The organism is Methylobacterium oxalidis (genome assembly GCF_007992195.1).
GTDB lineage: Bacteria > Pseudomonadota > Alphaproteobacteria > Rhizobiales > Beijerinckiaceae > Methylobacterium > Methylobacterium oxalidis.
In genome coordinates this window covers 1-8,150 of sequence record NZ_BJZU01000181.1, presented here as the reverse complement: position 1 = coordinate 8,150, position 8,150 = coordinate 1, and the positions used below count along the sequence as shown (strand labels likewise).

Sequence of the window (8,150 nt, the reverse complement as noted above, 5' to 3'; positions counted from 1 at the left end):
CTTAGGTCGGCGTCAGCGGGCCGGGGAGTGCCTGCTCTGCCTCCTCCAGCAGTCGTGCCTCGTGCTTGCGCAGCAGGACCACGATCCAGACCAGACCGCCCGTAGCCAGCACGAGCAGGATGATACCCACGGGACCAGTCACCGCCTCGATGCGCGAGCCGAAGAAATAGGCTCCGCAGGCAAACACCGTCGCCCACACCAGTCCGCCCGTGGCATTGAACAGAAAGAAGCGCGGCCACGCCATCCGGTTCGCGCCCGCTAACAACGCCGCCAGTACGCGCAGCACGGCCACGAAGCGGCCGAGGAACACGACCTTGCCGCCGTGGCGCAGGAAGAGGTAGCGCCCGAGCTTGATCTTCTCCGGCGTGATGCCAACGCGCGGCCCGTGCCGGACCAGCGCGCGCTGCCCCACGCTGCGGCCGATCCAGAATCCGACGCTGTCGCCAATCACTGCCCCTGCCACGGCTGCCGCAATGACCGCGCCAAGGGAGAGATTGCCGGTTGCTCCGGCGTAGAGGGAGGCGGTGACGAGACACGTCTCACCCGGGAGCGGCAGGCCCATGCTCTCCAAGCCGATCACCAGCGCCACGATCCAGAGCCCGTGCGTGGCGATCAGATGCGACAGGTCACCGAGGATGAACTCCAGCATAGACCCACCCGGTTTGCTGCTGCGGATATTCGGTCGGCCTCAGGGCGGTTGAGCCCAGCACTGAGGCACCTTCCGAACGCACGTCAGCGTTCACCGCCTCGTTCAACTCAGCGGTAGCTCTCGCTGCTCCGGCTCATGCGGCGAGCCACATCTCGACTCGCGTGGGACTGCCCGAAAATCAACCAAGCTATGGCGAAGCCAAGCGCACCTGCGGCGAACAAGCCGCCGAGCGTCGCACCGTCCATGTTGCCGAGGGCTTGGCTGCCCTGTCGGTAATAGCGCTGACCCTGATCAGAGGCGCTGTCCCACATGTCCGACGCCTGATCGGCCACTCCACGCACCGCGCTCTGCGCCTGATCGGCGAAGCTCTCGCTCCGTTGTTGACCCTGGTCTCTGCCGGATTGCTTGGCTCCTGAAGAGCCTTGCGACGAGGAATTCTGCGCTGCTGTCTCAGGCATGACGGATCTCCTTGTTTCACTGTCCCGGATTGTCGTTGGAGGTGCCGCTTACACCACCTCCAACATCAAAGCCGGGGTGTTCCGCGACGGCGCATGAAGTACCAGACGGCTGCTGCAATCAGAGCGGCCAGGATGAGCAGCCAGAGCCAGTTCGTTCCGCCAGCTGCGTGTGTTGTGGCCGGTGCTGTAGGCTGAGCGGGAGCAGGTGTGGTTGGGGCTGTGGTCACCTGCGCGAGGGCTTGGCTTGCGATGACGAGCCACAGAAATGCGCTTGCTTGTGCCGTTTTCAGCATTGCTTCCTCCCATGTGGGAGCACGTAACGAAGTGCCGGAACAACACGTTCCACCAGAACACCTTTGCGTGGGGCGACAGCTTGACTTGAGGGCTCGCACCTCGTGATTGCAGCTTCTCCGGGCAGCGGGTGCAAGTGAACAGGGGGCCGCGTCCCGCGTTACGGCCGGTTCATCTTAGAGCCTGTTTGAGCCCCTCAGCCGGACGTCCCCATCTGTCTCGTGTGCCAACACAAACTCCGCCTGGCGGGGCGGGCTGGAGAGCAGATGTGGACGGACCGGCATCGGACGCGTCATGAGGCGCGCCTGAAGGACATGGTGCTGCAAGCGGGCTTGGACGAGGTAGCCCGCTTCCTGGAGCGGGCGGACCCGCCGAGCAGTCCGGAGGCAACCCCGGCGCGCAGGGTGCTGGCAGCGATCGCCTGGCACCTGCGGGTGGGCGGCGCGTGGCGAGCATTGCCACCAGGCTTCCCGCCCTAGCGCACGGTCTACGGCTGGTTCCGGCGCTGGGTTGAGCGGGGCTTGTTCGAGGATCTGATGCGAGCTCTGGCTCGCCGACAGCGTCGCCGCTACGGCCGGCAGCCCGCGCCGCGGCTGGCGATCACCGACACGCAAAGCGTCAAGTGCATCGGGGTGCGCGGGCCGCGCGGTTACGACGGGGCCAAGAAGCTGGTCGGGCGCAAGCGCGTCGCGCTGGTCGATGCTGGCGGCCACCTCCTGGCGCTGGCTTTTGTGCCAGCCAACGTCCAGGATCGCGACGCGCTGCCGACCCTCGACGACGGCAAGGTCCAATGGCCGAGCCTGCGTCTGGCCATCCTGGACGGCGCCTTCACGGCTGAGCGTTGCGAAGAGTGGTGCCACTTGCACGGCATGCGCCACCGCGTCGTCGAGAAGAACCCGGAGCAGAAGGGCTTTGTCGTGCTGGAGCGCCGCTGGCTCGTTGAGCGCACGTTCGGCTGGCTGTCTCACTGGAGCGGCTTGCACCGCGAGCGCGCCGGCCGTCTCGATGTCGCAGCAGGCCGGCTCACCTGCGTCGCCTGCCTCATGGCGATCAACGCCCTCAACAATCCCGCCTGAGATCAACCCTCAAACAGATGGGGTGATTGGGGTCAGGCCGCGGTTCGGCTGAAGGCGGCTGCTCCTGTCGAGATGTGAGATCGTGGTCGACGTCGGATCGCCACACGCATCAGGAAGGAGCAGCCATGCGCTACTTTGCCGGACTCGATGTCTCGCTGGAAGAGACCGCCATCTGCGTGGTCGACGAGGCGGGGCGCACCACCAAGGAAGCCCGGGCGCAGAGCGAACCAATCGCACTGATTACAGCCCTGACGGGGCTCGGCTCGCCGCTGGAGCGCGTCGGCCTGGAGGCCTGCTCACTCGCCGCCTGGCTGCACGACGAGCTTCGCGCGGCCGGTCTGCCGGCGATCTGCATCGAGACGCGGGCTGCCAACGCGGCCATGAAGACGATGCCCAACAAGACCGACCGCAACGACGCCCGGGCGCTCGCCCAGATCATGCGCACCGGCTGGTACCGGCAGGTCCACGTCAAGTCGCGCCAGTCCCGGCTCTGGCGCTCGCTCCTGGTGGCGCGCCGCACGCTGCTCACCGAGATGCGCGCGATCGAGAACGTGGTGCGAGCCATCCTGCGCGAGGGCGGGATCAAGCTCGGCACGCCAGCCCGGGCCGCCTTTGCCGGACGTGTGCGCGAGCTGTCCGGCGACGACCCTGAGATCCGGCCGCTCGTCGAGCCGCTGCTGACGGTGCTGGGTACGATGCTGGAGCAGCTCGATCGGCTGAGCCGGCAGGTCCTCGGCATCGTGCGCGGCGAGGCGGTCTGCCGCCGCCTGATGAGCGTGCCGGGTGTCGGCCCGATCACCGCGCTTGCCTTCCGCGCCACCATCGACCGACCCGAGCGCTTCCGCCGCTCGCGGGATGTGGGCGCGCATCTCGGCCTGACGCCGGCGCGCTATCAGTCTGGCGAGACCGATATCCAGGGCAAGATCAGCCGCTGCGGCGACGAACTTGCCCGCACCGCGCTCTACGAGGCGGCCCACTCCCTGCTGGTGCGCAGCCGTAAATGGTCGAGCTTGCGTGCCTGGGGCCTGAAGATAACCAAGCATCGCGGCCTGGCCCGCGCCCGTGTGGCAGTCGCCCGGAAGCTGGCAATCGTCCTGCACAGGATGTGGCGGGACGAGACTTCGTTCCGCTTCGGCAAAGCGCCGGTACCGGCCGCGGCATGAAGGAGGCACGCCTGTCGGATCAGGCCAAATATCGCCCGCAAGGGTGAACCGGATCGTTCCCGTGGGGACGATGGGCGAGGCGATCTCGTTAAGAGCCATGAACCTGCGGCTCAGCCGTAAGGTCGTCGGACAGATTGAGACACCTTGCTCTTCTGACCCCATCATGCGGCGGCCTTCAGCGCCGACCGCGAAGAGAAGCGCGTGACCTGCGGGAGCGATACATCCGGGACTGATGAGGATCAGGAGTAGCTTGCCTCACTGACCCCAATCAGAGAAGGCTCTGAGACGGCATGACGGGCGCGAAGCTCGTCAGCGCGATCGGCCTCGAAAGCTGTTACGGCATCGATGTACCGCTCACCGTGGTCGAGTGCCTGGGCCAGAAGCTGCAGGTCAGCGGGGCTCGTGATCGCGGCCTTCAGGAAGTCTGGCGGTGTGTAGATCACCTGTCCCGTGGCAGTGGCCACGATGCAGAACCGGCTGCCGCGCTGCTCGACGAGATGATTGGCCAGCCTAGCATCAGCTCGCGGCAGCGGTGAAAACATAAAACTCATTGCACTCACGTGTGACTCACGGTCAGCCGACAAAGATCGGCGCCGCGCTACCATCATATGGTGCACTGCACACCAGTTCGCTTGTCTTGGCTGTCCGTGGGAGACGCGACAATCGGCCTTCGGTGCGGGCTGAGTGTTCGGGCACACACGCGTGCGTCGCAGCGGTCCGGCTAAAGCCTATGCACGTCCCTCGCGATCCCACAGCAACGAAGCCGCCGTTCTTTGCACTGAAGAGCGTGTCCGCCTCGCTGACCCGCTCTCACGCTTCCATCAGCGCCGAGACGTGCGCCGCTACGGACGTGGACAAGCCGATCAGGTCGTAGCCGCCCTCAAGCACAGACACGATGCGTCCGCCGCAGACACGGCCAGCGATTTCCATCAGCTGTCGCGTCGCCCAGCCGAAATCCCGCTCAGTCAGGTTGAGGTTGGCCAGCGGATCGCGCCAGTGAGCGTCAAAGCCAGCCGAGATCAAGATGAGATCGGGCCGAAATGCCTCCAGCCGCGGCAGCACGACAGCCGTGAGTGCCTCGCGAAAGACCGCCCCGTCATCGCCGGCGGCGAGCGGCACGTTCACAATCGTGCCGTGCTCACCCTGCTCTCCTGCGGCTCCGGTTCCGGGGTAGAGCGGCATCTCGTGGGTGGAGCAGTAGAGCACGCTGGCGTCGTTCCAGAAGATGTCCTGCGTGCCGTTGCCGTGATGAGCGTCCCAGTCGAGGATCGCGATCCGCTCGGCTCCGTGAACGGCCTGGGCGTGGCGCGCTGCGACCGCCACGGTGTTGAAGAAGCAGAAGCCGGTGGCTCTGGCCCGCTCGGCATGGTGGCCGGGCGGCCGCATGGCCGAGAAGGCATTCTGCACCTGTCCGGTCATGACCTCGTCCACAGCCTGCAGGGCGCCTCCGACACTCCGCAGCACAGCCTCCAGGGTGCCTGTCGACAGAGGCGTGTCGACGTCTGCGCGAAGGGGCCCGCCTCGGCGCAGATCCTCGATCACCATCTGGACGTAGCGCTCGTCATGGGCCCGGCGGATGGGCTCGACAGGCGCTAAGGGCCCCTGCTCGCGCGCCAACGCGGTGAAACGCTCCTGCTCAAGGCTGCGCTCGATCACCCGGATGCGGTCCGCCCGCTCCGGATGACCGGGCTCGGCCAGGTGGTTCAAAGCAGCAGAGTGGTGGAGGTACAGGGTGGTCATGACGGACCAACGCCCTGCGTCTGCAAGCCCGCAGCGGTAGCTCGACGAGCACCCAGATCCGCTTTCAGCGGCGACGGCAGTTCCCTTCCCATGCCGAAGGTTATCACACAGGCTTGAGGCCAAGAGGATCGCCGACGCCTTTTCGACAGTGGAGTCGGCTCAGCAGGTGAGACGCTCACGGTCGTCCGAGGCGGCTGGGCTGCCGCTCTCAGCGAGGGAGCTCGACTGGCGTCAACGTGTCCCCGCCGGCGGCTGCTGCGTCCGCTCAGCCGAGGAGCCTCCGAGACGCACGTAGGCAAAGCCCACGTGTCTGCTCACCGATGTCACATTGCATGAGGTTGGCCGCGCACCCTGCCCGCTATAGCGCTGTCATGCTGAAGCCTCCCAGTGTTGCACGGCTGCCGCATGGTTCCGCTGTAACGCTGGGCCGCTATCCCGCTCCGGTGTGCCCCTGCTATGGCGAGACAGCAGGGGAGGTCAGATGCGCACCATCACACTCGTCACCCAGAAGGGCGGGACCGGAAAGACCACGCTCGCCGCCTCGTTGGCCGTGGCGGCCGCGCAGTCTGGTGAGACCGTGATCGCGCTCGATCTCGACCCGCAAGGCTCGCTTGCCACCTGGGGCGACAGCCGCTCGGTCGAGACCCTGGCGGTCGATCGCCTCTCCAGCGGCCGCTTGAGCCAGTTGCCTGCCATTCTGGCCGCGCTGAAGAACAAGGGCTTCACTGTCGCAGTGCTCGATACGCCCGGTGCTGCCTCGACGGGGGTCAACCTGGCCATGCAGGCGGCCGACCTGGCACTGATCCCGGCGCGACCGTCGCGCCTCGATCTGCAGGCGACGATCCCCACCGTCGAAGCCTTGATGCGCCTCGAGATGCGCGAACGCTTCGCCTTCGTGCTGAACCAGTGCCCCGCGGTTCGCAGCTCGCGCGCCCTCGAAGCAGCCAACGGCCTCAGCAGCGTCGGCGTGCTGGCGGAGCCGAGCGTGACGCAGCGGGTCGATCACCAGGACGCATTGGCCACGGGTCAGGGTGTCACCGAGTACGCGTCGGGAAGCAAGGCGGCCGACGAGATCCGCTCGCTCTGGGCCTGGGCGGACCGGACGATGAAAGGCAGGCTGTCGTGAGCAAGCGTCCCTCGGTCATCGGCGGCCTCAACCTGCCCGGCACGGAAGCGCGTGGATCTGCCGCCGACGTTTCCTCGGAGCAGGCGCGGGCGGCTCCCCCTGCGGGCCGCGTACGCCCGGAGGTGGTTCACACCTCGGTGTACCTGCCGCGCGAAGTGCACCGGCGCCTGCGCGAGATCGCCTTCACGCGGGACTGCAAGGTGCACGACGTGATCATGGAGGGCATTGACGCAGCCCTTCAGAAGCACGGGCATCCGTCCGTAGAAGCCCTGCGCGGCAGCCGAACTCGCAGCGAGTAACGCGCATTGCTCTGACAGCACAGGACGATGCGACTTAAGCGGCATCCTGTTGAGATGCTGTTGCGCTGAGCTGCTATAGCATTACGGCGCTTCAGCGCAGTGGTGGTTTCCTACCGTCACGTATAGGTCAGCTCAGCACTGGGATTGAAGGTTCGGGGAGGTCGCCTCCCGGGACGACGTCTATGTCGAGCTGCGACGAATTGTGATGCATCGCACATCGCATGTCCGCCGAGCGAGGCCGGCATGAACGAAGCTCTCGCGCCTGCAGGAGCGCCGAACCATATCAACGGTACCCTTCTACTCGTTTCCGTGGACTACCGTTGCTCGAGTTCGCTTTCCTGGCGTTCGTGCTCGTCTTTTTCGTGCCGATTGCCGTCTCTGCCACCCTCTACGTCACGCGGAGCCGAGGTGACTGGCGCTTAGCCGATCGTTCTAGCGTTGGACTGCTTCCCGCTGCTGCGGACCATTCCGACGCGATCGTGCGGGTCTTCTCGGCCCGTACAGTCAGCTGGCGCGGCATCGTCGCGACACATAGCTGGATCGTCATCAAGGACGCGGACGGGCGTGCCTATCACCGCTTCGACTACACGGCCTGGGGCGAGCCCATCTGGGTCGACCGCTTCGTGCCGGATGGACGCTGGTTCGGCAGCGCTCCCGAGGTGATCTTCGCCGCCGATGGTCCGGCGGCCGAGCACATGATCCCGCGCATCCGCGAGACGATCCGGACCTATCGCTACGCCAATCCAGGTGATTACCGAGCCTGGCCGGGGCCGAACTCGAACACGTTCGTGGCGGCCGTGATGAGCGCGGTGCCGGAGATGCGAGCCAGTCTGCCAGCAACAGCGATCGGCAAGGACTTCCCCTACGACGAACGCTGGGTCGCGCTAACTCCATCGGGCACGGGGTTTCGCATCAACCTAGGCGGGTATTTCGGTCTGACGCTGGGCTGGATTGAGGGCTTCGAGATCAACATCCTGGGTGCCGTCGCAGGCGTCGATGTGCGGCGGCCGGCGCTCAAGCTTCCTGCACTCGGGAGGGTTGGCTTCTAAGGCGGAGCCGAACTGCTGGCCTGCAAATGCACCGCCGCGCCCGGCTCCGTCATTGATTCAGACTTTCGCCCTTCGAGGACTGTCGCGACAACCCTGCTGAGGATCCGGGCAGCCATTCTGTGCGCCGCAGCCGGACATGTTGTAGGATGAGGCGGCGCAACGGTACTTGATGCCGGCTTCGTTACAGTGAGGTCCATGGGGTGAGTAGCCGTACTCACATTCCCTTGGTGCGGGAGTTTCTCAGGTGTCAGGTCAGACGCCTTGCCGCGCGGATGCCTGCTCTACATGGGATCGAGGCT

Annotated in this window: 9 protein-coding genes; 6 read left to right on the top strand and 3 right to left on the bottom strand. The window is 66.0% G+C overall.

Features of this window, described 5'->3' with window-relative positions; all coding sequences use genetic code 11:
- Position 1: 1 nt before the first annotated feature.
- Both MOX02_RS28590 and MOX02_RS28585 read right to left on the bottom strand, forming a co-directional pair.
- Positions 2-649: a DedA family protein gene (locus tag MOX02_RS28590; protein WP_147029173.1), complete on the bottom strand. Its 648-nt coding sequence runs from the start codon at positions 647-649 to the stop codon at positions 2-4.
- A 107-nt stretch (positions 650-756) separates the two neighbouring features.
- Positions 757-1,107: a hypothetical protein gene (locus MOX02_RS28585; protein WP_147029172.1), complete on the bottom strand. Its 351-nt coding sequence runs from the start codon at positions 1,105-1,107 to the stop codon at positions 757-759.
- 812 nt (positions 1,108-1,919) lie between these two features.
- On the opposite strand from MOX02_RS28585, the gene MOX02_RS28575 reads away from it, so the two are divergent.
- The 3 genes from MOX02_RS28575 (at position 1,920) to MOX02_RS28565 (ending at position 4,173) form a co-directional block, all read left to right on the top strand.
- Positions 1,920-2,474: a transposase gene (locus tag MOX02_RS28575; protein WP_147029170.1), complete on the top strand. Its 555-nt coding sequence runs from the start codon at positions 1,920-1,922 to the stop codon at positions 2,472-2,474.
- A 125-nt stretch (positions 2,475-2,599) separates the two neighbouring features.
- Positions 2,600-3,637, top strand: coding sequence for an IS110 family RNA-guided transposase (locus tag MOX02_RS28570; protein ID WP_147029169.1), 1,038 nt, complete (start codon positions 2,600-2,602; stop codon positions 3,635-3,637).
- A gap of 290 nt (positions 3,638-3,927) precedes the next feature.
- Positions 3,928-4,173 carry a hypothetical protein gene (locus MOX02_RS28565; RefSeq protein WP_147029168.1) on the top strand — a complete coding sequence of 82 codons (246 nt, stop codon included), beginning with the start codon at positions 3,928-3,930 and terminating at the stop codon, positions 4,171-4,173.
- Between the two features lie 274 nt (positions 4,174-4,447).
- Here the strand turns inward: MOX02_RS28565 and MOX02_RS28560 are convergent, their stop codons facing one another.
- The gene (locus tag MOX02_RS28560; protein WP_147029167.1) at positions 4,448-5,377 is read right to left on the bottom strand and encodes a histone deacetylase family protein; all 930 of its coding nucleotides are present in this window, start codon (positions 5,375-5,377) and stop codon (positions 4,448-4,450) included.
- Positions 5,378-5,858: 481 nt separating this feature from the next.
- On the opposite strand from MOX02_RS28560, the gene MOX02_RS28555 reads away from it, so the two are divergent.
- The 3 genes from MOX02_RS28555 (at position 5,859) to MOX02_RS28545 (ending at position 7,851) form a co-directional block, all read left to right on the top strand.
- Positions 5,859-6,503 carry a nucleotide-binding protein gene (locus MOX02_RS28555; RefSeq protein ID WP_147029166.1) on the top strand — a complete coding sequence of 215 codons (645 nt, stop codon included), beginning with the start codon at positions 5,859-5,861 and terminating at the stop codon, positions 6,501-6,503.
- Positions 6,500-6,802, top strand: a complete 303-nt coding sequence (locus tag MOX02_RS28550; RefSeq protein ID WP_147029165.1) for a hypothetical protein — start codon at positions 6,500-6,502, stop codon at positions 6,800-6,802. The genes MOX02_RS28555 and MOX02_RS28550 overlap by 4 nt, the downstream gene beginning before the upstream one ends.
- Positions 6,803-7,122: 320 nt before the next feature.
- Positions 7,123-7,851, top strand: coding sequence for a DUF3750 domain-containing protein (locus tag MOX02_RS28545; protein ID WP_238179889.1), 729 nt, complete (start codon positions 7,123-7,125; stop codon positions 7,849-7,851).
- Positions 7,852-8,150: the final 299 nt, after the last annotated feature.

What these genes read in the sequence shown, in the direction of transcription:
- MOX02_RS28555 (WP_147029166.1), top strand. Translation starts at nt 5,859, where the DNA reads ATGCGCACCATCACACTCGTCACCCAGAAGGGCGGGACCGGAAAGACC.
- MOX02_RS28585 (WP_147029172.1), bottom strand. Translation starts at nt 1,107, where the DNA reads ATGCCTGAGACAGCAGCGCAGAATTCCTCGTCGCAAGGCTCTTCAGGA.
- MOX02_RS28560 (WP_147029167.1), bottom strand. Translation starts at nt 5,377, where the DNA reads ATGACCACCCTGTACCTCCACCACTCTGCTGCTTTGAACCACCTGGCC.
- MOX02_RS28570 (WP_147029169.1), top strand. Translation starts at nt 2,600, where the DNA reads ATGCGCTACTTTGCCGGACTCGATGTCTCGCTGGAAGAGACCGCCATC.
- MOX02_RS28565 (WP_147029168.1), top strand. Translation starts at nt 3,928, where the DNA reads ATGACGGGCGCGAAGCTCGTCAGCGCGATCGGCCTCGAAAGCTGTTAC.
- MOX02_RS28590 (WP_147029173.1), bottom strand. Translation starts at nt 649, where the DNA reads ATGCTGGAGTTCATCCTCGGTGACCTGTCGCATCTGATCGCCACGCAC.